Below are 24,494 nucleotides of genomic sequence, written 5' to 3' on the forward strand. Positions count from 1 at the left end.
TGCTCACAAACCGTTCCAGAGGCACCTTCTCTCCTCCCGGGAGTCCTGCGGCGACGTGGAGCGCTTTCCGAGCGAAGGCCGTGCGTGACCGATTCCATCCTCGGCGAGGAGATCTCACAAGAGTCTCGGGCGCGAGTCCGATACGGCATGGCGTATACGAGATCATCCCGTCCACGCTTTCCGCCACGTCCGGACTGGAATTGCGCATTTATTGCGCTTTCCGGGGCGCGATTCGCCTCAATTCGATACAAATAGCCGATGATCTTCATGTCGTCGTCCAGGGACCTCCGTCGGGCCGCGGCGCTGCTGTGCGTCGTCGCCGCCGCCGGGTGCAGTGCGAGCGGGGCGGGCGACCTGCCCGTGCCGCGCGAGGCGTCCGATCTCGTCCTGCCGCTGGACGACTACCACCTCGCCCCCGAGGATCAGGCCCGGGTCCAGCGTGCGCGGTTCATGCTGGTCAAGGACTGCATGCGGCGGTTCCGGATCGACTTCGAGGGCCCCTCGACGGAGCCGGTGCGCTATCCCAGAAACGCCGCCTACCTCGACTGGTTCGACCCGGACCGGGCCGAGAAGTACGGGTACGCAGGCCCGCCGGGGCAGGCGGAGGAGGAGTCAGCCGCACAGACCGGCATCCGGGGGTACTCGGTCACCGACGAGCAGTTCTACGTGCTCGAAGGGAAGGCCAGGCGGTTCCGGGGCCAGGCGGTGCCGCGCGGCGGGTGTTTCACGGAGGCGGACGGCATCCTCAACCGGGGAGCGGAAGGCGTCTCCGAAGCCGAACGCGCCAAGAAGTTCAACGACAAAGAACTTCTCACTTTCTCCTACGACGCGGCCGACCTCGCCTGGAAGGACCTGAGGATCCGCGCTGCCGAGCGCTCGTGGAGCACCTGCATGAAGGGGTCCGGATTCGACTACGCGACACCCGCCGACGCCAGCGGCGATCCGCGATGGGCGGTCACAGCCGCCGACGACCACATTGAGAAACCGCGCGGCACCCTCGCGGAGATCGAGACGGCCGTCGCGGACGCCGACTGCCGCCTGGACACCAACTATTGCGGCGTCAGGCAGGTGGTCTACGCCGACTACCAGAAAAGGATCATCGCCCGGCATCGCGATCGGCTGGCCAGCATCAAGATGCTCAACGCGACCCGCCTGGCCAATGCCGCCAAGCTCCTCGGCGGCGAGATCACGACGCGCTGAGCCCTTTCCTGATCGGTCACCCCGCGCCCGCGTCTCGCTCGGCGTGGGTCGCCCGACTGTCGGTGCGCCGTACGCACCCTGATGTGCAGGCACAGGCCGATCCGGGCGCCTTTACGTTGTAGATCCACAGATCGGCGCGACCCGAGATCCGGATTGCCGCGAAGCTGCGCGAACTCGACAAGGCCATCGATCACCTGCGGATCACGCGCAAGACCCTTGTCGCCCTCGCCGACGAGGGCGACGCCGAGACGGGTGTGGCGTCACCCGAACCGCCTCCCGCGCTGCCCGACCACCCCGCCTACCAGCAGATTCCCACTGTCTTCGCCGACCTGCGCCGCCAGCTGCATACACGCGACCTGTGCGAGGCCCTGGACCTGCCCATCGTGTCGAAGCACACCGAGAACATCCGCTCGAAGCTCAAACGCTTGGTCAGCCGCGGCATCCTCATCGAGGCCGAGCCGGGATTGTTTGCTCAGCCGCGTCCATAGCCCAGAAGCGAGGCCCCTGGCCAGCACACCTCACCCAATTCCAGGGGCGAAAGGAACATCAACTCGCGAGCCGACATCCACCGTCGCCCCGCATGTGGACCACGCTACTCGCCGGGCTGCGTGTCATCGCTCGGGCGTGCAGCAGTTGCAACTGTAAGCGCCAGAAGGCTGAGCAGCTCCGCTCGGAGATGGCGAGCGCGGCCGGAATTCCGCATGAGACTTCACCCCTGGGTTGATCCGCTGTATCGCAGTAGTGCTGGCACTCTCGCGGTGAGAACTGCCAGAAGGAGCACGAGCAGTACGCCGCTGATCAGGGCCACTGCCGCCACACCGATGAGTTCGGCAGCCGCTCCGAGAGCGAGTGCGGCAAGAGGCATGACGCCGATGGCCAGTTCTTGTATACCCATGACTCGTCCTTGCACGGAAGGCTCGGTCATCATCAGCAGCAGTGTGGTTTGGAGGATACCGAAAGGTGAACTTGCCAATCCGATGGCCGCCATCAAGGTGAATGACAGGGGGACTGAACTTGATAGCGCGAACGCGGCCCACAGCGCACCCCAGGCACCCGTGCCGATGACGAAAAGCGCGCCTTTGAATTTGAAGTCACCGAGAGCGGCTATGGAAAGAGATCCCAGCAGCCCGCCCAGTCCGCTGCAGGTGAGCAGCCAACCGAGGCCGCCCGCGTCCAGCCCCAAGCCGACGTGCGCGAAAATAGGCATGAACGCCTGATAGATCGGCCAAAGCAGAATATTGGCGATCAAGGTGACCAGCAGCACCGATGTAGCTAGGCGGTTGGAGAATACGGCTTTCGCTCCGAGCGCCAGCATTTTCGCCAGCGACTCGCCGGCCGCGTGAGTCGCGGCCTTTCCTGCCTTTCTCAGCGGCCATAAAGCCATCAGGGATATCAAGTACAATGCTGCGGAGATCCAGAGGGCGACCGGTGCCCCGAAAGCGGCGATCATGCCGCCTCCGACGGCAGGGCCGATGACCTGCGTCATATTCATCGCGATCGAGTTCAGCGCGTTCGCGTTGCTCAAACTCCCACGTCCGACGAAATCGAGCACCAGCGTCGACCGCGCCGGCTGCGACGGGGACTGCGTCATTCCGATGCACAGACCACCGATCACCAACCCCCAGTAGGAAATATGGTTCGTCGAGGCGAGCACAGCGACCACGGTGATGGTGACCAAGGCCAACGCGGAAGCAACCAGCAGCAGTTTGATCCGGTCGAACCGGTCCGAAATCGCACCGCTGAGCGGCCCCAGCAACATCGGAGCCAATCTGACCGCCGTGAAGACCGCCATCAGGAACTCCGAACCGGTCATATCGAACACGATCCAGCCCAGGACCAATGTCTGGGTCCACACGCCCCCGAAGAAGAAAAGATTCGAGATCCATAGCCGCCGAAAGTTCGGATACTGCTTCAGAGATGAGAACATCTGGCCGCCGACGCCGAAGATTCGGGGAGAACGGCCGCCACTCGGAGGAGCAACCCCTTCCGGGAAAGTCGACTCCTGTCTGTTTTGTACTGCCACAGATCTCCTTTCTTCAAGCCCGATATGGGCTACGGTCATGGCGGTCTGGGTGGTTGTCACGCGACGCATGAGTACGACGCCCTCGCTTCACCGGCACGGCGCTCGTCCCGGGTTGGCGCAACGCCGGCGATCGCGATCCACGGTTGCGATCTCAGACGAGCCGGCCGTCGCGGGCCACGACCCGTCCCGCCCGGACCACCACGTCGCGGCGCGGCAGGTCGATCACGACCTGCGGCAGGCACTCGCCCTCGACCAGCATGAAGTCGGCGGGCGCCCCCGGCCGCAGATCCGCCTTCGGCAGCCCGAGCAGCTCGGCGCCGCCGTCCGCCGCCAGCCGGAAGCACGCCTCCAGCTCCTCGTCGAGGCGCACGCCACGGGTCCACCCCAACAGCCAGACGCGATGGAGCATGTCCGCGTTGCCGTACGGGCTCCAGTTGTCGCGTACGCCGTCCGAGCCGAGACCGACCCGCACGCCGCGCTCGGCCAGCCGCCGGAAGGGCAGCACAGTCCTCGCCGACGGCGCGACCGTGGTGAGCGCGATGTCCGCCGAGGCCAGCAGGTCCGCTGTCTCGTCCAGCTCCCGTCCGGACAGGGCGGCGACCGCGAAGGCGTGGCTGATCGTGACCTTCCCCCGCAGGCCGAGCGCCTCGGTCCGCGCGGCGATGTCGCGCAGCGGGCCGAGGCCTCGCTCCCCGACGTCGTGCAGGTGGATGTCGATCGCCAGCCCGTGACGTTCGGCGATCCCGAAGACGAGGTCGAGCTGCCGGTTCTCCCCGGACGTGCCGTCGCCTGAATCGAAGCCCGCGGGGTCGATCCCGCCCACCGCGTCGATGAGGCCGCCGGCGGCCGCCTCCTCCAGCAGTTCGGCGGCGCCGGGCGCCCGCTCCACGCCGTGCTGCGGGAACGCCACGAGTTGCACGTCGAGGACGCCGCGCAGCTTCTCGCGCGCCTCGGCCACGCCGATGACGCCCTTCAGCCCGTACGCGGGCGCCACGTCGGCGTGGGCGCGCATCGCGCGCGTGCCCTGTGCGGCGGCGTGCGCCATCAGCCGCCGCGCACGCTCGGCGACCGGGGTGGGCAGGGCGCGGTGCAGCTCCACATCCCCGGCCACGTACTCGGCGATGCCGCGGGCCGGCCGGCGGCTGTGCCAGGGCTCGCCCCAGGCCGTCTTGTCGGGGTGGATGTGCGTGTCCACCAGCGTGGGCAGGGCCAGCCGTCCGCCCCCGTCGACGTACTCGACCACGGCGCCGTCCGGGACGGCGTCCGCCAGCACACCGTCCACGGCGACCAGGTCGACGGCGGGCCCGCCGAAGGGGCGTACGTCGCGGAAGACGGTGGCGGAGGCACCGGCGACGGTACGGAGGCCGGCATCGGCGGTGTGGTTCGTCATCATGGTCCCCTCTCGAAGGATTGCGGTATACCAGTATCCCGCACGTCCAACACCTATTCGGAGACCCCTGGGGGATCGACACGGCCCTTCAACGCTGGTCGCCTCCACCGAGGCGTACGGCGGACAGTTGCCCTTGAACCAGGCGGTGCCGATCACCACGTCGTGCACGACCCCCGGGACGCCGAGCCGGACGATCGCGTGGTCGTTCCCGGGCTCGCGGCGGCGGGTCTCCCAGCCGTCGTACACCTTGCCCTTGTGGCCGAAGTCCTCCGTCGAGAACACCGCGGGCCCGGGCTTGATCAGGTTCTCCCGCTCGGCGAACAACTCGTCGTTGGCGTACACGACACTGCCGGCCAGCGCACGCCGGCGGTACGCACACAGCCTGCTGGATGTAGAGGGCGCCCAGGCGCTTCAGCTCCCGCCACACCGCCACCCGAGCACGCGAGGTCGTGGCCGGCACGCGGTACACGAGCTGCAGGAATCGCTCGTCGATCGTCATGGCACCCGAGGCCACCCAGTTGACATGTCGGATATGAGTAATGAAGCATATGATTCATTGAAGCATCTGTTACACAGAAGGAGCCGCCGTGACAGGCGCAACGTGGGGCCTGGTGGCCTCGACCTTCGCCGCCTCGTTCGTCGAGTTCGTCGAAGCCCTGACCATCGTTCTGGCCATGGGTGTGACTCGCGGCTGGCGCTCGGCCCTCGCGGGCACCCTCGTGGCGCTGGTGGCGCTGACCGCGTTCACCGCCGCCGCCGGATACGCCCTGAGCACCTGGCTGCCCGAGTCGCTCCTCCAGCTGGTCGTCGGCACGCTGCTGCTGATCTTCGGCCTGCAGTGGCTGCGCAAGGCGGTCCTGCGATCCTCCGGGCTGAAGGCCATGCACGACGAGGACGAGGAGTTCGCCAGCCAGACCGAGGCCGGGCGCAAGGCAGCGGCCAAGAGCCGCTTCGGCATCGACACGTTCGCGTTCGTGGTCTCGTTCAAGGGCGTGTTCCTCGAAGGCGTCGAGGTCGTCTTCATCGTGATCACGTTCGGGCTGAGCGCCGCGAACATGCCCGCGGCCATCGGAGGCGCGGCCGTCGCCGGCCTGCTCGTGCTGATCGCCGGGCTGATCCTGCACCGCCCGCTCGCGATGATCCCCGAGAACGCCCTGAAGTACGGCGTGGGCCTGCTGCTCGCCAGCTTCGGCGCGTACTGGGCCGTCGAGGGTCTGGGCGTGTTCACCGAGAGCGGCGAGAGCCTCGAATGGCCGGGCCATGACTGGGCCATCCTCGCCCTGATCGCCGGCTGGCTGCTGATCTCCCGCGTCCTGGTCACGTTCCTGCCCCGACTCAAGCCGGAGGTCGCCCGATGAGATTCATCAAGGGTTTCGGACAGTTCTGGTACGACTTCGTCATCGGCGACGACTGGAAGATCGCCGTGGCGGTCGTCGCTGCCCTCGCCGTGACGCTCGTGGTCGTGCTCGCGGGCGTGTCCACCGCGGCAGCCACCGTCGCCGGCGGCGTGCTGCTGCTTCTCTTCTTCGTCGCCAGCGTCGTGATCGATGTGAGGAGCTAGCCCATGACCGCACAGGCAGTGGAACTGCACAGCCATCATCGGGACGTCACGGGCGGCTGGCTGCGTCCCGCCGTGTTCGGGGTGATGGACGGGCTGGTCTCGAACGCCGCGCTCCTGGCCGGAGTGGTCGGCGGCGGGGCTACGGGGACCGCCGTGACGGTCGCCGGGCTCGCCGGGCTCGCGGCCGGCGCCTTCTCCATGGCGACCGGCGAGTACACGTCGGTCGCCTCGCAGCGGGAACTCACCCAGGCCGAGATCGCCGTCGAACGCCGCGAGCTGGCCCGCAACCCCGAGGCCGAGGAACGGGAGCTCGCCCTGCTGTACCAGTCGCGCGGCCTGACGCCCGAACTCGCCGAGGAAGTGGCCAGGCAACTCCACCGCGACGACGAGGTGGCCTGGCGGGTACACGCCCGCGAAGAGCTCGGCCTGGACCCCGACGACCTGCCCTCGCCCTGGGTCGCCGCGGGATCCTCCTTCCTGGCGTTCGCCATCGGGGCGCTGATCCCGGTGCTGCCGTTCCTGCTGGGGTCGTCCTCGATGTCGGCGGTGATCGTGCTCACGGCGGTCGCGCTGTTCGCCACCGGCGCGCTGGTCGCCCGGCTCACCGCCAGGTCCCCCCTGTACGGCGGGGGCCGCCAGCTCGTGCTCGGCGCCCTCGCGGCGGCGGTGACGTACGGGGTCGGCAGCCTGGTGGGAACGTTCATCGGCTGACCCGGCGGGCCGGTGATCATCCACCGCCCGCGGCTCCAATGCCCCTTCAGCGGCGGCCCCGCGAATAGCGGCCGCCGCTGAGGGTTCCCAGATCGCCCTACCGCCGCGCGGACGCGCGGCCCTGACCAGACCGGCGGTGTGATGATGGACCAGCGCAGTTCGCGGCCGACACGACTTCACGCGGACCCGCCGCCCGCCCCTCCCTCGGCCGTCTTCCACGCGGTCGCCGACGTCTCCTCCATGGGAGACCGATTCGAGCTCGGCATCGGCCGGGTCGAGGCCGGATGGCGCCCGTTCACCGACCTGTTCACCGATGCCGGCGTCCTGGGACAGCGGATCGGGGACGTCGCCGAACGCCTGGGCACCGCCGAGGCCCGGGTGGCCGCCTCGATCTTGTTCCAGAAGCTCGCCTCCCGGCTGTGCTCGCCTCTCTTCGGCGCGGCGGTCGTCCACGGCCTGCTCGTCGAGCTGGTCCCAGGGCGCGTCCACTGGCGGCCGGCGCCCGACGGCGTGCCGCCGCCGCTGCGCACCACCGATCTCGCCGGCTGGGAGATCCGCGACCCGGCGCGGACAGCCGAGCGGATGTACCACACCGTGGTGCCCGGGTTGCTGGAACCGCTCGCCGAGGCGGTCCAGGGGGTCGTGAAGATCGCTCCGGGCCTGCTGTGGGGCAACGTGGCCTCCTCGCTGGCCGGGACCGTCCGCGCCCTCGCCCGCGTACGCCCCGAGCTCACCGGAGCGGCCCTCGCGCTGGCCCGCGAGCTCCTCGACCTGGGCCTCCTCCGGGACAAGGGCGAGCTGGCGGAACCGGCGCCCGGCCACCCGTTCTTCATCCGCCGCAGCTGCTGCCTGTACTACCGGGCGCGGGACGGCCGCAAATGCGGCGACTGCGCGCTGGAGGACCCCGGCGCGCTCCGCGACCGGTGGACTCGTGCCGTATGGGAATCTCGGGGAGCCCGATGAGCCGTCGCTGCCCGGCATCACGGCTAGCCGGAGAAACGGAAGCTGTCCACGAGGACGGCGGGAACGGTGATGTCGCCGAGCACCGACACCCCTCCGTACCAGCCGCGCAGCGTCTTGCGCTCCTTGCCGACCGCCGCGACGCCCCGCAGCACGTCCAGGTAGCTCACGCTGAAGCGCAGGTCGCGGACAGGGGAGACGATCTCGCCGTGCTCGACGAGGAAGACGCCGTCCCGGGTCACCCCGGTGACGATCCCGCGCTTCGGGTTCACCGGGTTGGTGTAGTAGAAGCGTGTGACGAGGAGCCCCCGGTCCAGCCGCCCGACCAGCTCTTCCCGTGTCGACGCGCCCGGCGCCATGAACATGTTCGTCGGAAGGGGCCCGACCGGGTTGGGCGCGGGCAGCGCATGCCCGGTGGACCTGATCCCGGCCCTGGCTGCGGTGCGGGTGTCGTGGACCAGTCCCACGCATCTGCCGCGATCGATGAGGCTGACGCGCTCCTTCCCGACGCCCTCGTGGTCGAAGGCCGTGGGAAGCCCCGCGGGGTCGGTGCCATCGTCCCAGACGGTGACGAGATCGCTGGCCACGCGGAGTCCGGGGGCCGCGAAGGACTGCCCCTCCTGCGCGGCGAGCGCGTTGAAGCCGCACCTGCCGAGCTTGGCCAGCAGGTCCACCACGGCGTACTCCTCCAGGACCACGGGATACTCCCCCGGCGCAAGGTCGACCGCGTGATCGTCGGCGCGCGCCTTGCCGGCCGCCTCCCGGCCGAGGGACGCGCCGTCGACGTCCGCCACGTCCACCGCGCAGGTCTCGGCGTAGCCGGTGCCGCCACCGGGCGACATGTGCACGGTGACCAGCCAGGCGTCGCTCCTGGTCTGGACGGCTCGCACACCCCGTGTGCTGATCACGGCCGTGGTGACGGCGCCGGTCGTGAAGGAGCCGAACGCGGCCACACCGGCGGCGTCCGCCGCGGCGACGACCTCGCGCACGGTCTCGACCCGGCGCTCGGCCGTGGCCTCGCCGGTCGATGCCGCGTAGGCGCCTGTCACCTCCGGGATCGGACCCGGTTCCGGAAGGCCGGGCCAGTCGTCGCTCTCGGCCGTGCTGCGCGCGTTCGCCGACGCGCGCTCGACAAGGGATTCGAGCGCGGCGTCGTCCAGGCGCCCCGTGGCGGCCATGCCGTACCGCCTGCCGTGGACGTAGCGGAGAGTGACCCGAACGGTGTCCTCGGCGACACTCTGGTGGATCTCGGAGTTGGCGAACCGGGTCAGCGCGGCGACCCGGGCCTCCACGCTCACCTCGGCGTCGGTCGCACCGTGCCGGCGCGCCGTCTCCAGCACCCGATCGGCGTATCGTTCGAGGTTCATCGTCCCGCCCCCATCCGCACGCCGCGGAACCGTGCGCCCGAAGTGCCGTGGCCGACCTGCACGCATTGCGGCGGAAGGCCCTTGGCGCAGTTGGGGTTGCCGTACATGACGTAGCTCCGCTCGTCGGCGACCGCGTCGCAGGAGCGCCAGAACTCCGGAGTGATCCCCGAGTAGACGGGGTTCCTCAGGATGCGCCCCAGCCTGCCGCCCTTGATCTCGTAGGCGATCTCCGTGCCGAACTGGAAGTTCCATCGGCGGTCGTCGATCGACCAGCTGCGGTTCTGGGTCAGGTAGAGGCCGTCGTCGGTGTCGGCCACGATGTCCTGGAGGCTCATGCCGGGCACCGGCGCGAGGTTGACGTTGGTCATGCGGACCAGCGGGAGCCGGTTCCAGCTCTCGGCGCGCACGGTGCCGCCGGACTCCCTGCCGATGCGGGGAGCCGTGTCCCGCGAGGTCAGATAGCCGGTGAGGATCCCGTTCTCCACCAGGGTGGTCCGCTGCGCCGCCACTCCCTCGTCGTCCCAGCCGAACGATCCCGGGCCGCCGGGCACCGTGGCGTCGGCGACCAGGGTGACCAGGTCCGAGCCATACCTGTAACGCGAGTCCAGCAGGCCTGCGGTCAGGAAGCTGGTCCCCGCGTAGCTCGCCTCCGCGCCGAAGACCCGGTCGAGCTCGGTGGCGTGCCCGCACGACTCGTGGATCTGCAGGTAGAGCTGGCTGGGGTCGATGACGACCGTGGCGGGGCCCTCGGGGCACGGCGGGGCCGACAGCAGAGCGACGGCCTCCTCTCCGCATCGGGCCGCGTTCCCCTTCAGGTCGAGCTCGCGGATGAACTCGTATCCCGCCTGCTGCCAGCGGCCGCCCCGCGCCTCGGGGTAGCTGCGCCGCTGGTGCTCGCTTCCCTTCACGGCGTGCGCCTCGATGCCCGCGCCCACGTGCGTGAACACCTGCTCGGTGAGGCTGCCGTCCGTCGCCGCGAAGGTCTTCCACTCCCGCTGGGCGGCGTACGTCGACGCGGTCGACACGACTCCGGGGACGGCCAGCGCGGCGTCGGCGTCGAGCAGGTCGGCGACCTTGACCTCCAGCGGGAGCGCGAAGGGATCCTCACGCACGGGCGTGGCGTACGTGCCGTAGGCGCGGGGGCGCTCCGCCAGGCTGACGCGGCGCCTGAGTGAGGGCGCCGCGCCCTTCGCGAGCCGTACCGCCTCGGCCGCGGCCCGGTCGATCGCGTCCGCGTCATACCGGTGTGTCGCCGCGAAGCCCCACGCCCCGTACGCGAACACCCGGACGCCGACGCCCTCGCTCTCGTCCGAGGCGATGGACTCCACCCGGCCGGTGCGCACCGTCACCGACTCCTCCACCCGCCGTACTACGCGAACGTCCGCGTAGTCGGCGCCCGCGCTCACGGCGGTGTCGAGCGCTCGATCCGTGATCTCCCGCATCGCGCCCGTCGGCGTGCCGTGTGGCTCCATCGCACTCCTTTGTCCATTTCGGGTGAGACAACGCGGTTGCTAGGCGTCCCTCTCGCGGGCCGCCAGATCGCGCCGGCGTCTCCAGAAGGGGTTCCGCTCGTAGTAGCCGGCCCAGTAGGCGTCGTTCTGCTCGCGGGCGGTGGCGAAGTGCTCCGTCTCGGACACCGTCCGACCCGTGGAGAGCCGCGGGCGCGGCCCGGGACCGGGCCTCGTCAGGTAGTCGTAGGCTTCGGTGCGGTTGTGTGCCAGCATGTTGCCGCCGAGTACGGACTCGCGGTACGCGCGCACCCGGTTGGCGTCGATCCTGGCCATGATGATCTCCTCGCCGCGCTCCGCCTCGCTGAGCACGCGGCCCTCGAAGTCCACGATCGAACTGCGGCCCGGCCACGAGAACGGCGGACCCGTCCGCGGGCTGGACCCGCGCTGCGCGCTCACCGTGTAGGCGAGGTTCTCCAGGGAACGCATCCGGTCGGTCATGACGCTCGCGCCGGTCGGCCCGGAGCCCCAGGGGTCCATGATCGCCGAGGCGCGCACGAAGATCTCCGCGCCTTCGGCCGCCAGTTGCCGCGTGACCTCGGGAAAGAATCCGTCGTAGCAGATGAGCCCGCCGATGGTGCCGATCTCGGTGTGGGCGACCGGGAACAACGGGAACCTGGCGGTGTCGTACCCCTCGCCGAGCAGGTCGATCGGCGACTGGGTCGTCTCCAGCGGATACCAGACGTTGACCTTGCGGTAGCGGAGCGCGATCTCCCCGGACGGCGCGAGCATCACCAGCGTGTTGAATACCGCGTCGTACTCCGGCTCGTACTCGAAGACCGTGCCCGCCACGAGATAGACGCCGTGGGACCTGGCCTTCTCGGCGAGTTCCTCGATCTCCGGCCCGGGGAGCTCGATCGCGTGACGCCGCTTGTCCGCGTAGGTCGCGCCGACCGAGCCGTGGATCGCCAGCTCGGGAAAGACGATCAGCCGGACCGGAACGCCGAGGGCCGAGTAGCCCTCCATGGCCCAGTCGATCATCGTGACCATCTGCTTGAGGTTCTGGCCGACGGCGCCGTCCACGGTGTCCATCTGACAGGCGACGGCGAGGAACTCGCCGGGGTCGAGGCTCAACGGTTCACCTTCCGATTCGAGCGGAGCAGCCAGATCATGTACGGGGTCCCGACCAGCGCCGTCATCACACCCACGGGGACCTGCCGCGGGTCGATCACGAGACGGCCGATCGTGTCGGCGACGACCACCAGGACGGCCCCCAGGAGCGCGGCCACGGGCAGCATCCTCCGGTGTGAGGAGCCGACGAACCCCCGCGCGAGGTGCGGCGCGATCAGCCCGACGAAGCCGACCGCGCCGATCGTCGCGGCGGTCCCCGCGGCGAGGGCCACCGCGCCCATCAGGACGAGGAGGCGGACCCGGCCGAGGCCGAGCCCGAACGCGCGCGGCAGGTCCTCCCCCAGCGCCAGCATGTCCAGCGGCCGGGTGCCGATGATGAGAAACACCGTGACGACCAGCGGGACGACCAACCAGAGCAGATCCTCGCCCGCGCGGCCGTAGGTGGAACCCGCCAGCCAGGTCAGCACCGCGCCGATCGTCATGGTGGAGCGCAGGGCCAGTACCTGGACGACAGCCGAGGTCGCCGCGGCCAGGCCGATGCCGACGAGCACCACACGGGTCGGATCCAGGGTGCCCTTCCGTCGTGCCACGGCCATCACCAGCAGGAGAGCGAGGAAGCCGCCGAGCGACGCCGCCGCCGGGATCATCCAATGCGGGGCGGTGGACGCCATCGTGATCACTGTGACGGCGCCGATGGCCGCTCCACCGGTGACCCCCAGCAGGGACGGCTCGGCGAGCGGATTGCGGATGACGGCCTGTACGGTGCCGCCCGCCACCGCGAGGCAGGCTCCGCCGCCGGCCGCGGCGAGCACCCGCGTGAACCTCTGGGACAGGACGCTCTGAATCAGCGGATCGGGGTTGAGCATCTGCGACAGGTCGATGCTCAGTGTGCCGACGGAGAGTCCGACGAGCATCGCGGCGACGAGCAGGACGGCCGCCACCGCCACGACCGTGGTGTAGCGCCTGCCGGTCAGCGGCCTGGCCTCGGTGACCGAGGCCCCGGTCTCGGCGTCGCCCGTGGTCAGTCGGCGGACCAGCACCAGGAAGACGGGGCCGCCCACCAGCGCGGTGACGACGCCCACCGGGATCTCGCCGCCCGCGGCGGTCTGGAGGGCCTGTCCCGCGCCGTCGGCGAGCAGCACGAGCAGCGCGCCCACCGAGCCGGAGAGGGGGAGCAACCAGGCGTGCCTGTGGACGCCCACCATCCGGACCGCGATCGGGGCCACCAGGCCGACGAAGCCGATCGGTCCCGCGACGGTCACCGCGACGGCGGCGAAGGCGACGGAGAGCAGCAGGACGTAAAGGCGCATGCGTCCCGCGTTGATCCCCATGGCCTCCGCGGTGTCGTCGCCCAGGGAGAGCAGGTCGAGCGGGCGGACCAGCGCGGGTACGGCCATGGCGAGGACGAGGGTCGCCGCACCGGTCCAGAGAGGGACGGTCAGCCCGGTCTGGATCAGCGATCCGTTGCCCCAGAAGAACGTGCCCCGTGCGGTCTGCTCGTCGAGCATCTGCAGCATCAGCGCGAGGGATGTGGCCGCGAGCGCGACGGCCGTACCGGCCAGGAGCACCCGCCCGGGAGCGTACAGCGACCGCCCCGCCAGCGCGTACACGAGGGCCGCGGCGCCGACGGCTCCGGCCAGTGCGGCGGCGCCGGTGCCGAGCACGCCGACGCTCAGTCCGGTCGCGCTGGCGGCCGTGACCGCCAGATAGGCGCCCGCGTTCACGCCCAGCGTGTCGGGAGCCGCGAGCGGGTTACGTGTCCCGCCCTGGACCAGGCCTCCCGCGAGTCCCAGGGCGAGTCCCGCCACCAGTCCCGCGAGCGTCCGGGGCAGTCGTCCGCTGAAGACGATGTCGTCCGCCAGCTGGTCACCGCCGCCGGTGAGCACCCTGAGCACGTCGCCGACACCGAGGTGGGAGGCGCCCTGGCCCAGGTGCCAGAGGAAGACGAGGGCCAGCAGGACGAGGGCGAGGCCGCAGGCGACCGGGGCGGCCGGCCGCCGGGTGGGTCGCATCGGGGCGGGGGCGGAGGATGCGAGGACGGCGCTCATTTGACCAGCGTCGCCACGGTCTGGGTGAGCAGCTGCTCGGCCGAGGTGGGACCGCCATAGAACCAGGGGGTCGGGTCGAGCTTGTAGGTGTGGGCCGCCTTGACGAAGGGCAGTCCCGTCCACACCTTGTTGTCCGCCAGCTTGAGGAAGGTGTCGTCGGAGGACGGCGAGACGTAGAGGAAGTTCACGTCGGCGGGCAGGCTGGTCAGCGCCTCGACGCCAACTGTGCTGAGCCCGTCCGAGTCGGCGTTGCCGGTCCACGCGTTGGTCATGCCGGCCTCCTCCAGGATCTGGGAGGCCAGGGAGGTCTTGGCGAAGATCGTCACGGTCGCGGCGCCGGCACCTCCCGCGGGGTAGGCCAGGGCGAACGTCCCGCCCACGGCGGAGAGCTTCTCCTTCGCCGACGCCGTGGTCGCGTCGAGCCCCGCGAGCGTCTTGGCGGCCTCGGCGTTCTTCCCGACGGCCGTGCCCAGCGACGTGAAGGACTCCTTCATGGCCGCGAGCTGTGCCTTGGCCGGATCGTTCCAGCGGAAGGCGACGACCGGAGCGATGGCCTTGAGGCTCTCGATGTTGTTGGCGAGCCGGTCGGCGTTGCCCACGATCAGGTCGGGCTTGAGCGAGGCGATGGTCTCCAGGTTCGGCTCCTGGCGGGTGCCGACGTCCACCGTGGACTCGGCCACTCGCGTGCCCGCGGTCACCCAGTCGTTGTAGAGGGCCTTGTCGGCGACGCCGACCGGGGCCACACCGAGCGCGAGCAGCTCTTCGGTGAAGGTCCATTCGAGGGAGACGACGCGGGTGGCGGGGCCGGCGAGCTCCACGGGGCCGAAGCCGTCCTGTATGGTGATCTTCGCCGCGCCCGGGGCAGGGGCGGCGCCGGACTGGCCGGTGGTGGCGGGTGTGGAGCCACACGAGGCGAGGGCGAGCACCGCGACCACGGTGCTGAGAAGGATGGCGGATTTGCGCATCGTCGTCTGCCTTAGCTGGTGGGGGGTCATTCCGTGTGGTCGGTCGTGGGGGTCGGCCGTGCAGGTGGGTCCTGCGGATCAGTTGGGTGAGGTGCGGGGGAAGCAGGCGATCCCACCCGTCTCGGGGTCGTGGACGACCTTGACGTCGAGGCCGAAGGCGCGGGCGATGCTCTCGGAGGCCAGCACCTCGGCCGGCTCGCCGTAGCCGAGGATCTCGCCCCCGGCGGTCAGCATCACCCGGTCCCCGTAGGACGAGGCCTGCCCCAGATCGTGGAGGACGAGGCCGCAGGCCATGCCGTACTCATGGGCGAGTGCCCGTACCACCTCCAGCACCTCGACCTGATAGCGCAGGTCGAGATAGGTGGTGGGTTCGTCGAGCAGGAGGATGTCCGCCTTCTGCGCGAGAACGGCGGCGAGCCAGGCGCGTTGCCGCTCGCCGCCCGACAGTTCGTTCATCCTCTTCTCCGCGAGCGGAAGCGCGTTGGTGACGCGCAGCGCCCACTCGACGGCTTCCAGGTCCTCGGTGGTGTGCCGTGAGAACGCGCCGCGATGCGCGTAGCGGCCATTCCTGGCCAGCTCGCGTACGGTGATCCCGGCGGGGACGAGGGGGGTCTGTGGCAGGAAGGCCAGCCGCCGTGACAGCTCCCTTCTGCTCAGCTTGTCCAGGGGGTCGCCCAGGACGCGTACCTGCCCGCCGGTCGGCCGCTGGAGGCCGGCGAGCGTACGCAGCATGGTGGATTTTCCGCAGCCGTTGGGGCCGACGAGTACGGTGACCGCGCTCGCGGGGAGGGTGAAGTCGACATCGGCCAAGATGGTGCGGCCGTCGTGACCGACGCTCAGTCGTTCGGCGACCAAGGGACCCGACATTGTTCCGCCTTTCTCATCGCCGGCCGCCGTCAGGGGGCTGACAAGGTAAGACAGCTCGCGCGAGGTGGGGGGATTCGGTTGGTAGCCCGCAAATTAGGCCGAATTTGGACCTGTTGTCAATGGGTTCGACTAATCGTAAAATTCTCGTTGCCGGACCCGCACGGCCCGTCCGGGTGCATTCCACTGATTCCAGTGCGATTCCGGTGATAGACCAGCGAGGTTCCCACAAGATTCCAGTGAGGTTCCAGCGAGAAAGGACAATCCGATCAGCCAGAAATCTTCGGCCGTCGACCCGTCGGTGGAAGCCGACGCGCTGTTCGCCGCCACGCGTCCGGTCGTCGACGGGATCCAGGCGACGTTCGGCCGCAAGTGCGAGGTGGTTCTCCACGACTACCGGCGCGTGGAGCACTCGGTCATCGCCGTCGCCGGCGATGTCACCGGCCGCCGCGTGGGGTCGGCCATGAGCCAGATCGGCCTCAGCATGCTGCGGCAGGGCGACGACGCCAAGGACGACCTCAACTATGTGACGCGGCTTCCCGACGGCCGCGTGATCAAATCGTCGACCATCCTGCTGCGCACGTCCGACGGCCACGTGGTGGGCGCCGTCTGCATCAATCTGGACGTGACCGAGATGCGCGTGGCCGGCCGGCTCCTCATCGAGATGGCCGGCGACCTCGACCCGCTGGAGTCCCCTTCCACCACGTTCGGCACCGACATCGAGTCCGTCGTCGACGGGGTGCTCGCCGAGGTGGAGGACGCCCTGGGCCACCCGCTCACCCGGCTTACCGTGGCGGAGCGGACGGAGGTGTTCCGCCAGCTCGACCAGCGAGGTCTGTTCCAGCTGCGCCGGGCCGTCCCCATGGTCGCGGAGCGGCTCGGGATGTCACGCCAGTCGGTCTACAACTACATCACCCGTCTCAAGGAGGAGTCCGCTGGATCCTGATCACGGAGTCGGCGGACGGGCACGGCGCGCGAGATCGGGGGCGCGGCCTCACGCTCATCGGACGGTCGCGGACTCGTGGTGGCGTGCGGTGACCGGCTCCACCCTGACCCGGCCGTCCGGGCCTATCACGTGCATCTCACCGAACTGGCTGACAGCCGTGTCCACGTGGCGCGGCACCAGGGTGACCAGCTCGCCGATCTCGGGTTCGGCCCCCGGCGCGCAGGACAGCACGAGGTGTTCCTGCGCCGCCGAGACCGCCACCAGGCCCGCGCTCTCCGCGTGCGGCCGGCCGGCGTCCACCTGGATCGACGTGAGCCCCGCGTCCACGGTCACCCGTCCCGCCGCGGGACGGCTCACCACACGTGTGAGCACGGCCGCCGCGGCCGTGAACCCGATGTCACCGAACCTCGCCAGGCTGCGGGCGTCGTTGTAGACCACCGTGCCGGCGCCCACGGTCACCCGGTCGCTCCACGGCGTGGGCGTGGCCAGGATCTCCCGGAACGTGTGGCTCCCGCCCACGACCAGCTCTCCGCTCACGTGCCCGGCGGCCTGAAGCGCCTCGGCCAGATCCGTCATCGCGGCCAGGCCGTCGGCCGCCGCCCGCTCCCGCTCGGGCGTGGGCAGGTCGGCCAGGTGGCCGTCATAACCATGCAGGCCGCGCAGCGGGATCCCCCGTCGCGCCAGCTCGTCGGCCACGGCGAAGGCGGCGGCGTGATCGTCCACGGGCACGCCGGTACGGCCCATTCCGGTGTCGACGTCGATGAACGCCCCGACCGGTCCCGGCCGCCAGGTGCGGATCCCCGCCACGCTGTCGGCCAGCACGGAGACCGCCGCGCCCGGATGGGCGGAGGCGAGCTCGGCCGCCCGCCACTGTGTCGGCCCGACCGCCGGATAGGCGAGAAGCACGTCGGCCACGTCGAGGGAGAGCAGGGTGGCGAGCTCGGCGGTGGTGGACGCCTTGAACCTGGTCACCCCGTGCGCGATCAGCCGCTCCATGGCCCAGCGCGCCTTGGCCGTCTTCACGTGGGCCCGCCACCTCTCCGGGGATCGGGCGAGCTTCGTCATCAGCCGGAGATTCAGCTCCACCGCCGCCTCGTCGACGACGAGCGCTGGTGTCCTGACGTCGGCGAACATGGCGGCGAACGCGGCCGCGAGTTCGGGAGCCGGCCGGGCGCCGAAGCCCGGCCCGCCCCGGAAGGCCGGGGGCGTCACGACAGCCTGGCCCCGAGCCGGAGGCCCAGCCTGATCACAGGGGACCCGGGGAAGAAGACCAGCCGTGATCCGAGGCTCGGCCCGTGGACGATCTCGAATTCGGTCTCGGACGTGGCCCGGCACAGCGACTCCCCGGCCGGCGCCGCGTTCTTGACCAGTTCGAGGCGGAGACCGCCTTCGTGCGGAGACACCCGGATCCTGTCCACGCCCGGGATCGCGTAGTCGCCCGCGTACGCGGCGAGGACGTCGGGGCCGAGGTCGGCGTACTCCACCTCGGCGGTCCGCCACCCGGTCAGGAGCTCCAGGGCGGCCTCCTTGACCGCGCGGCACAGGCGGCCGCCGTCGTCGCTGTTGGTCAGCACCGCGACGGCGACCCCCAGGTCCGGCAGGAGGGTCAGCCTGGTGCAGTACCCCTTGTACGACCCGCTGTGCTCGACCACCGGCGTGCCGCCCGGACTGGAGGTCATCCAGCCGAGGCCCTGGTGGTCACCCGCGGAGTCACCCGGGATCAGGGGTTCCCGCATCATCGCGCGGCCGGCCTCGGAGATGACGGCGGGGCCGTTCCCGAGATGGAGACCGGCGAACTTGAGCAGGTCGTTCACGCCCGCGATCACGCCCCCGGAGGGCACGCGCGCTCGCGGGAAGGCGAAGGACGGGATCGGGACGTGCTCCGGAGAACCCGCCGAGGCGCGGCGGTGGGGCAGCGCGACCCGGCCGAGCACGGCGTCCTCGGCCAGGAAGCAGCTCCCCGTCATGCCGAGCGGTTCGAGTACGCGCCGCGACACCGCGTCTTCGAACGACGTCCCCGCCAGCCGCGCGAGCACGGCGCCGGCGAGCCAGTAACCGGTGTTGCAGTACCCCCAGATCTCACCGGCCGGGGCGAACTGGCGGAGCGAGCCGTACGCCGACACGACGCGGTCGAGAGCGTCGGCGTTGCGTCCGAACGTCTCCAGATCGCCGCGCAACTCGCTTTCGAGGCCGCTGGCATGCGTGAGCAGGTGGCGCATGGTGACCGACGCCCGAGCGTCCGCGTCGGCGAGGGACAGCTCCGGATAGTAGGCGACCACCGGCACGTCGAGATCCAGCACGCCCTCCTCGACCAGGGTCATGGCGAGCGTGGCGGCGAAGATCTTGGTGATGGAGCACAGGCGGAACAGCGTGTTCGTCGTGACCGGGAGCGGATCGGCCACGCTGGTGACCCCGAGCCCGGTCGAGGCGACCTCACCACCGGCGGCCACGCCGAGCGCGACGCCCGGCACCCCGATGTCGAGTCGGTGCTTCTCGGTGGTCTCGGTGAGCGAGGCGAGCAGTTCGGAGGCGGTCGTCATGCGCTGCGTTCCCTTTCTGTTTGTCTCAAGCGCTGTCTTTCTCAAGCCCTGGCTGTCTTGCCCTCCGGCCGGCTCAGGCGGCGAGGCCGTCGCCGGTGTAGAAGCCGCTGCCCGCCGGTTCGAGAAGCTCATGGACGCCGCAGGCCTCACGCGCGGCGGCCGCGCCGCGTTCGGTGCTGAGGAAGCGGGTGCCGCGACCGAGGACGGCGCCCCGGTGCCAGATGAGCCGCCCGGCGCTGATCGTGCTCGTGACCGTACGGCTCACCGGGTCGATCACCGCGATGTCGGCGTCCACGAGGCGTCCCTTGCCGGGCAGCCCGAGGATCCGCGCCGGCGTCCAGGACGCCTTGGTGACGAACTCCCGAAGGGTGAGCAGGCCCCACTCGACCATCGACAGGCCGGCGGACACCGTGACGTTGCGGGGGTAGGCGCCGCCGTCGGTGGCCAGCGCGTGGACGTCGAAACCGCCGTCGGCCTTCCTGGACGATCCGAGCACCAGCCGGGAGATGGCCGGGTTGACGGGCAGGCAGATGGGCGTCCGCGTCTCCGCCTCCTCCCAGAGGGCGACGCCCTCGTCTCCGGAGAGCAGGAGCACGTCGTCCGGCTCCATCCGAGTGACGTGGGCCCAGCCCTCGCGGATCGCGCGGCGCAGGCCGTCCTCGGTTCCGGGATAGCCGGCTCCCTCCAGCCAGGAGCGGACGCGCCTGTTCTTGGGCAGGCCGTCGACGCAGGTGCCGTTGGACCCGTTGATCTCCGCCAGGTACGACTCGGCGAAGACGTGCGGCGACGTGCGGAGCAGCTCGACAGCGGTGTACGCCTCGGCACCCGCGTCCTCGACGTCGCCCCGGCAGTAGCTGTTGACGTGGGCGACGTGCAGCCGGTTGTCCCCGGCGAGTTCCAGGGTCTCGCGCAGGCCGATGATGTCGCTCCCGGTCGCGGTGGTGCCGCAGTGGCTGGCGATCCACACGCCGGCACGGTTGCACTCGTCGATGATCATCCCGGTCGGTTCGGGTTCCCAGCCCTTGTCGACGTGCAGCTTCACTCCGATGCCGCCCGCGGCGAGCACCCGCTCGACGGCCCGCCGGATCTCGGTTCTGGTCGGTCGCGCGGGCAGCTGCTGTCCCGGACGGAACGCCTCGACCGCCGCGATGTGCAGCCCGACGCCCGACTTGGCGGCGGCGGTCAGGACGCCCGTGACCGGGCCCGACAGGTCGAGGGCGGTCGTCACACCCGCGCGGGCCAGCATGGCGTGCCCGGCACCGCCGCCGGCATGGTCGGGGATGTGGACATGCAGGTCCACCAGACCCGGGATGACGTATCGGCCGGCGACGTCGATGACCGTGGCGGCGTGCCCGGCCAGATCGGGGCCGACCGCCTCCACCTTTCCCCCGGCGACCGCCACGTCGGCGACCCGGTCGATGCCCGCGGCGGGGTCGATCACCCGACCACCGCGCAGCAGAATGTCGTACTCCATGCCAACTCCTGAGACTGATGTGGCAGAACGCCTCGGCGAGAGACGCCTGCGTTCGGATCCGCCCCTCAACGGGCGGCGCGATGGACCACGACGCCGTCGACGATCGTCGCCATGACTCCGGTCCCCCGGACGTCCCCGGCGGCGAGCAGGTCCCGGTCGAGCACGACGAGGTCGGCGTCCATTCCCACGGCGACGTCGCCCCGCCGGTGTTCGACGTGCGCCGCGTAGGCCGACCCGCGCCCGTACGCGGTGAGCGCCTGCGGCAAGGTGAGCGCGTGGTCCGCGGACATCGCCGCGTGCAGTGTCATAAAGGGGTCGAAGTCCACCACGGGCCAGTCGGACCCGAGGGCGATGACCCCTCCCGACGCGTGGATCGCGGACATCGGCCAGTTCGCGGCCGCACGCTCCGGCCCGATCACGCCGTGCCAGTCGTGCGCCCGGTCCGGGGCGGAGAAGGCGTGCGCGGGTTGCATGCTCGCCACGACGTCCAGTGCCGCGAAGCGCTTGACGTCCTCCGGATGGATGACCTCGACGTGCTCGACGCGGTGCCGGCGCCGCCCCGCCGCCTCGAATGCGTCCAGGGCCATGCGGACGGCGCGGTCGCCGATGGCGTGCAGCTGGACCTGCCATCCCCGCCGGTGCGCCTCCACGGTGAACGCCGTGAGCTGTTCCGGCTCGAAAGCGGGCACGCCGCTGCTCTCCTCGCCTTCGTACGGCGCCAGCATCGCGGCCGTCCGGCTCTCGATCACGCCGTCGACGAAGCCTTTGACGATCCCACTTGTCAGCCAGTCGCCGCCGCGGAGCGGCGCCACCAGTTCCTCATGCTCGTCCAGAGTCGTCCGCCAGTCCCCGAGTGACTGCTCGGGCGCCATGGGCAGGGCGATCCTCGAACGCAGCGTCAGCCCGCCCTCGGCCAGCACCTCCCGCCATACCGGCACCTCGCGCGGATCGGTCCGGGCGTCCTGCACGGCGGTGAACCCGGACGCGTTCAACGCCTGTACGGCCCGGCGCAGGGCGAGCTTCAGGTCATGGTGGGTCGGCTCGGGCATCACCCGGTAGATGAGCTGGCCCGCCTTCTCCTTCAACCAGCCGGTGGGCTCACCGGTCGCCGGATCGCGCACGATCGTGCCGTTGACGGGATCCGGGGTGTGGCGGTCGATGCCCGCGGCGCGCAGGGCGGCGGAGTTCACCCAGTAGCTGTGACCGTCCATGCAGGTCATCATGGCCGGGCGGTCAGGCAGGACCGCGTCGAGCAGTTCCTTGGCGGGCCTGGCGTCCCCCCAGGCGGCGTAGTGCCACCCTCCGCCCCAGATCCACGGCAGCTCCGGGTGCGCCGCACCGTACTCCGCGATGCGCGCCTGCAGCTCCGGGACCGTGGCGGCGCCTCTCAGCGCGAGCAGGCCGTCCCACTGGCCGCCGGGGATCACGTGGATGTGGGCGTCGTCGAACCCCGGGAGGACCGACCCGCCCGCGGCGTCGATCACCTCGGCGCGGGGGTGGCGCAGACGCAGCGCCTCGTCGTCGGAGACGACGGCGGAGATCCTGCCGTCCTCGATCACCAGGGCGGTGGGCGCGTCGCCGGACCGGGGTTCCATCGATGCGCCGGGCAGGAACAGGCGGCCGTTGATGATGGTCAGGTGCTTGGGGGTGGCGTCCATCATTCCTCCTAAACGGCGCCGAGCGGTCAGCCGACCAGGGCGGTGGCCTCGATCTCCACCGGGGAGTCCATCGGCAGCCGAGCGACGCCCACCGCGGAGCGCGCGTGCTCGCCCACGTCGCCGAGCGCCTCGATGAACGCCTCCGAGGCGCCGTCGGCCACCAGATGGTGTTCCAGGAAGTCCGGCCCGGTAGCGACGAACACCGTCACCTTGACGAGCGCGCGGATCCTGGACAGATCGTTCAACTCGCGCTGCAACGCGGCGAGGACGTTGAGCGCGCATTGCCGCGCAGCCGCCCGGCCCTGCTCCAGCGTGAGTTCCGCGCCGACGCGGCCACGCAGCGGGAACTCCCCCTCGCGCGCCGCGACCTGCCCTGAAACGTGCAGCTCGTCACCGCTCCACCGGCACGGCACGTAGCGCGCGAAGGGCACCAACGGCTCGGGCAGTGCGAGAAATCCGGTTTCCATGCCGACCTCCTGGGCACTTCACGGGGCTCGCCTCGCGAGCCGTGAAGGCCGAGGCTACCCAAGATTTAGACTGTTGGTCAATGGATTGGACGTTTTGTAAATGCTCGCCGGGCGGGTGGGCGCCTCCCGGCGAGCCGGGCGTCGAATCCCGCTGATCAGCCCACTGTCCGGTGGGTCCACCGGCCGCCCACGAGCGTGCCGAGCACGCTCGGGCGGCGCAGCTCCCCGGGCGCGAGGAGCGACGGGTCGCGCTCCAGGATCATCAGGTCGGCCGGCTCCCCTTCCCGTACGGCGGAGCGTCCCCTGGAGGCGGCGGCGAGCGCGTCCTGGAGCGAGATGACCTGCTCGGGATGCCATGGCGGACGCTCGTCGTCGGTCCTGGTCACCGCCGAGGCGATGCCGTCCCAGGGGTCGAGCGGCGCGACGGGTGCGTCGGAGCCGAGTTCGAGGGTCGCGCCCGCCGCGAGCAGGTCGGCGTACGCGAAGGCCCTTGCGGTCCGGCCGCACCAGTGGGTGTCGGCGACCTCGCGGTCGTCCGGGGCGTGCGCGGGCTGCACTCCGGCGACCAGTCCCGGCCGGGCGAACCTGGCGAAGTCGCCCGCGCGGACGAGCTGCGCGTGCTCGATCCGCCCGGGGCAGCCGACCCGTTCGAAGGCGTCGAGCGCGATGGAGGAGGCGAGGTCGCCGATCGCGTGCACAGCGGGGTGCAGGCCGTGGCGGGCGGCATGCTCCATGATCGCGGCCAGCTCGTCCGGCGGCGTCTCCAGCCGCCCGCGGTCGCCGGAGCCGGGATACGGGTCGTCGCAGTAGGCGGTGCGGGTGTTGAGCGAGCCGTCCACGAACATCTTCACCGGACCGACCTCGAGCCATCCCCCCGAGCCCGCCACCGCGTCGCCGGTGCGCAGCCCATGGGCGATCGCCTCGTCGAGGCCGCTGCGCGGGATGGAGCAGGCGACGCGTACGGCGACCTCCTGCTCACGGAACCGCCGCAGCCAGTCCGTGACGTTGTCGGCCAGCTCGAAGTCCAGCATGCCGGTCACCCCGATCCGGGCGGCGGCGACGGTCGACTCGGCCACCCACCTGTCCAGCAGCTCGCGAGGGGGCGGCGGCAGCGCGGCCAGCGCGTTGTAGCACTCCGATTCGCGTAGGACCCCGGTCGGGTGGTCGCCCCTGCCGATGAGGGCGAGCGCGGCGCCGCTGAGCCAGGCCGTGTGAAGGTCGTTGCTGATCAGCACGACCGGGTGGGCCTCGGGGAGCAGCGACCTGTCCGGCACGTCCGCCCAGAGTGCGTCGCGGAAGCCGTACCCCATGATCACTTCGGAGGTCGGCCCGGACGGCCGCAGGTGCGGCAGGACCAGCTCGGCGGCCTCCCGCGCGGAGCGTGCGCCGCCGAGGTCGATCCGGCGGCGGGCCTGCGCCCACTGCACGGAGTGCACGTGCGCGTCCCACAGCCCCGGCAGGACGGTCGCGCCTTCCAGATCGACGTCCTCGACCGCTCCGGCCCGCGTGTGACCGGCCGTCAGGTCGCCGATCTCGGTGGAGCCGGGCGGCTCGTCGAGCACGGCGGCCACCCGTCCACCGGTGATCAGGATGTGCCGGAGCGGGCCGCGGAGCCCGACCCTGGCGTTGCGCAGCACCAGGCCGGGACGCTCCTCGGACGCCGAAGGCGCGGGCGGGGAGACGACTGAGGAGAGGGGCGGGGGAACGGGAGGCGTCGACGGCGCCGAAGGTGAGGACATAC

Annotated in this window: 21 protein-coding genes and 1 pseudogene; 7 read left to right on the forward strand and 15 right to left on the reverse strand. The window is 70.7% G+C overall.

Annotated elements, in window-relative coordinates; translation table 11 throughout:
* The first annotated feature begins 258 nt into the window (after positions 1-258).
* Together ACQP1V_RS27630 and ACQP1V_RS27635 are read left to right on the forward strand one after the other, a co-directional pair.
* On the forward strand, positions 259-1,200 hold the full coding sequence (locus ACQP1V_RS27630; RefSeq protein WP_433413001.1) for a hypothetical protein: 942 nt from the start codon (positions 259-261) through the stop codon (positions 1,198-1,200).
* Between the two features lie 254 nt (positions 1,201-1,454).
* A complete protein-coding gene (locus ACQP1V_RS27635; RefSeq protein ID WP_433413002.1) occupies positions 1,455-1,688 on the forward strand; it encodes a hypothetical protein in 234 nt (77 codons plus the stop codon).
* 221 nt (positions 1,689-1,909) lie between these two features.
* Here the strand turns inward: ACQP1V_RS27635 and ACQP1V_RS27640 are convergent, their stop codons facing one another.
* The 3 genes and pseudogenes from ACQP1V_RS27640 to ACQP1V_RS27650 all read right to left on the reverse strand — a co-directional run.
* Entirely contained in the window at positions 1,910-3,283 is a 1,374-nt protein-coding gene (locus tag ACQP1V_RS27640) for an MFS transporter (RefSeq protein WP_433413003.1), read from the reverse strand.
* Positions 3,284-3,374: 91 nt separating this feature from the next.
* On the reverse strand, positions 3,375-4,955 hold the full coding sequence (locus ACQP1V_RS27645; protein ID WP_433413004.1) for an amidohydrolase: 1,581 nt from the start codon (positions 4,953-4,955) through the stop codon (positions 3,375-3,377).
* A 31-nt stretch (positions 4,956-4,986) separates the two neighbouring features.
* A pseudogene (locus tag ACQP1V_RS27650) lies at positions 4,987-5,112 on the reverse strand (Chromate resistance protein ChrB); the annotation flags it as partial.
* Between the two features lie 88 nt (positions 5,113-5,200).
* Between ACQP1V_RS27650 and ACQP1V_RS27655 the strand changes: the two are divergent.
* The 4 genes from ACQP1V_RS27655 (at position 5,201) to ACQP1V_RS27670 (ending at position 7,848) form a co-directional block, all read left to right on the forward strand.
* Complete coding sequence (locus tag ACQP1V_RS27655) at positions 5,201-5,971, forward strand: COG4280 domain-containing protein (RefSeq protein ID WP_433413005.1); 771 nt, start codon at positions 5,201-5,203, stop codon at positions 5,969-5,971.
* Entirely contained in the window at positions 5,968-6,174 is a 207-nt protein-coding gene (locus ACQP1V_RS27660) for a hypothetical protein (protein ID WP_433413006.1), read from the forward strand. The genes ACQP1V_RS27655 and ACQP1V_RS27660 overlap by 4 nt, the downstream gene beginning before the upstream one ends.
* Before the next feature lie 3 nt (positions 6,175-6,177).
* On the forward strand, positions 6,178-6,885 hold the full coding sequence (locus ACQP1V_RS27665; protein WP_067142495.1) for a VIT1/CCC1 transporter family protein: 708 nt from the start codon (positions 6,178-6,180) through the stop codon (positions 6,883-6,885).
* A gap of 144 nt (positions 6,886-7,029) precedes the next feature.
* Positions 7,030-7,848: a (2Fe-2S)-binding protein gene (locus tag ACQP1V_RS27670; RefSeq protein ID WP_433413007.1), complete on the forward strand. Its 819-nt coding sequence runs from the start codon at positions 7,030-7,032 to the stop codon at positions 7,846-7,848.
* A 23-nt stretch (positions 7,849-7,871) separates the two neighbouring features.
* Here ACQP1V_RS27670 and ACQP1V_RS27675 read toward each other — a convergent pair whose 3' ends face one another.
* From ACQP1V_RS27675 to ACQP1V_RS27700, 6 genes are all read right to left on the reverse strand, one after another.
* Positions 7,872-9,212, reverse strand: a complete 1,341-nt coding sequence (locus ACQP1V_RS27675; protein WP_433413008.1) for a TldD/PmbA family protein — start codon at positions 9,210-9,212, stop codon at positions 7,872-7,874.
* Positions 9,209-10,684, reverse strand: a complete 1,476-nt coding sequence (locus ACQP1V_RS27680; RefSeq protein WP_433413009.1) for a TldD/PmbA family protein — start codon at positions 10,682-10,684, stop codon at positions 9,209-9,211. Before ACQP1V_RS27680 ends, ACQP1V_RS27675 begins: the two co-directional genes overlap by 4 nt.
* 39 nt (positions 10,685-10,723) lie before the next feature.
* Positions 10,724-11,794 (reverse strand): nitrilase-related carbon-nitrogen hydrolase, encoded by a 1,071-nt coding sequence (locus tag ACQP1V_RS27685; RefSeq protein ID WP_433413010.1) that lies wholly within the window; start codon positions 11,792-11,794, stop codon positions 10,724-10,726.
* Positions 11,791-13,839, reverse strand: coding sequence for an iron ABC transporter permease (locus ACQP1V_RS27690; RefSeq protein WP_387415347.1), 2,049 nt, complete (start codon positions 13,837-13,839; stop codon positions 11,791-11,793). The genes ACQP1V_RS27685 and ACQP1V_RS27690 overlap by 4 nt, the downstream gene beginning before the upstream one ends.
* Complete coding sequence (locus tag ACQP1V_RS27695) at positions 13,836-14,804, reverse strand: ABC transporter substrate-binding protein (protein ID WP_433413011.1); 969 nt, start codon at positions 14,802-14,804, stop codon at positions 13,836-13,838. The genes ACQP1V_RS27690 and ACQP1V_RS27695 overlap by 4 nt, the downstream gene beginning before the upstream one ends.
* A 78-nt stretch (positions 14,805-14,882) precedes the next feature.
* Positions 14,883-15,671 (reverse strand): ABC transporter ATP-binding protein, encoded by a 789-nt coding sequence (locus ACQP1V_RS27700; RefSeq protein ID WP_433413012.1) that lies wholly within the window; start codon positions 15,669-15,671, stop codon positions 14,883-14,885.
* A 298-nt stretch (positions 15,672-15,969) separates the two neighbouring features.
* Here ACQP1V_RS27700 and ACQP1V_RS27705 point away from each other — a divergent pair, with 298 nt between their 5' ends.
* Complete coding sequence (locus ACQP1V_RS27705) at positions 15,970-16,614, forward strand: helix-turn-helix transcriptional regulator (RefSeq protein ID WP_433413013.1); 645 nt, start codon at positions 15,970-15,972, stop codon at positions 16,612-16,614.
* Positions 16,615-16,668: 54 nt separating this feature from the next.
* Here the strand turns inward: ACQP1V_RS27705 and ACQP1V_RS27710 are convergent, their stop codons facing one another.
* The 6 genes from ACQP1V_RS27710 to ACQP1V_RS27735 all read right to left on the reverse strand — a co-directional run bounded on the left by ACQP1V_RS27710 (position 16,669) and on the right by ACQP1V_RS27735 (position 24,492).
* Positions 16,669-17,826 carry an alanine racemase gene (locus ACQP1V_RS27710; protein WP_433413014.1) on the reverse strand — a complete coding sequence of 386 codons (1,158 nt, stop codon included), beginning with the start codon at positions 17,824-17,826 and terminating at the stop codon, positions 16,669-16,671.
* The gene (locus tag ACQP1V_RS27715; RefSeq protein ID WP_433413015.1) at positions 17,823-19,154 is read right to left on the reverse strand and encodes a serine hydrolase domain-containing protein; all 1,332 of its coding nucleotides are present in this window, start codon (positions 19,152-19,154) and stop codon (positions 17,823-17,825) included. The genes ACQP1V_RS27710 and ACQP1V_RS27715 overlap by 4 nt, the downstream gene beginning before the upstream one ends.
* Before the next feature lie 73 nt (positions 19,155-19,227).
* Positions 19,228-20,628, reverse strand: a complete 1,401-nt coding sequence (locus tag ACQP1V_RS27720) for an amidohydrolase family protein (protein ID WP_433413016.1) — start codon at positions 20,626-20,628, stop codon at positions 19,228-19,230.
* A 65-nt stretch (positions 20,629-20,693) separates the two neighbouring features.
* Positions 20,694-22,286, reverse strand: a complete 1,593-nt coding sequence (locus ACQP1V_RS27725) for an amidohydrolase (RefSeq protein ID WP_433413017.1) — start codon at positions 22,284-22,286, stop codon at positions 20,694-20,696.
* 26 nt (positions 22,287-22,312) lie between these two features.
* Positions 22,313-22,753: a RidA family protein gene (locus ACQP1V_RS27730; protein WP_387415362.1), complete on the reverse strand. Its 441-nt coding sequence runs from the start codon at positions 22,751-22,753 to the stop codon at positions 22,313-22,315.
* Positions 22,754-22,908: 155 nt separating this feature from the next.
* Positions 22,909-24,492 carry an amidohydrolase gene (locus tag ACQP1V_RS27735; protein ID WP_433413018.1) on the reverse strand — a complete coding sequence of 528 codons (1,584 nt, stop codon included), beginning with the start codon at positions 24,490-24,492 and terminating at the stop codon, positions 22,909-22,911.
* Positions 24,493-24,494 lie beyond the last annotated feature (2 nt).

Origin of the sequence: Microtetraspora malaysiensis (assembly GCF_050947145.1) — a bacterium.
GTDB classification, from domain to species: domain Bacteria; phylum Actinomycetota; class Actinomycetes; order Streptosporangiales; family Streptosporangiaceae; genus Microtetraspora_A; species Microtetraspora_A malaysiensis.